A 318-nucleotide genomic window follows, 5' to 3' on the forward strand; every position below is an offset into this window, starting at 1 on the left:
CGTTTGTGCCGCAGAACCTGTCCCAACTCCCGATTCTCTGGCGTGCGCTGCTCGGCTATTCGAACAATCGCATCAACTGATCGGCAGTCAATACCAGCAAGCCAAACATCAAATGCGACATCACCTTGTCCGGACCGCGCACCCGGATGTTGCGTCCGCCGAATTCATCCTTGAGCCTTGCATTGCTGCGCTCGGCCACGGTGCGCTCCTTGTAACGCACGGCGTCGGCAGGTTCAAACTCTTCCTTTGGCCCGCCGCGCGCGTTGTGGTCGATCAGCGGAACGTGGCCCAGACTGCGGCTATGCTCATGCAATTGCT

General features: G+C 59.1%; 1 protein-coding gene. It reads right to left on the reverse strand.

Features of this window, described 5'->3' with window-relative positions; translation table 11 throughout:
- Positions 1-55: 55 nt before the first annotated feature.
- Positions 56-318, reverse strand: a 263-nt coding sequence (locus tag F2P45_RS34930) for a transposase (RefSeq protein ID WP_166882738.1), incomplete at its 5' end; no start/stop codon positions are given.

Origin of the sequence: Massilia mucilaginosa (assembly GCF_011682145.1) — a bacterium.
In the GTDB taxonomy this organism is placed as follows: Bacteria; Pseudomonadota; Gammaproteobacteria; order Burkholderiales; family Burkholderiaceae_D; genus Telluria_A; species Telluria_A mucilaginosa.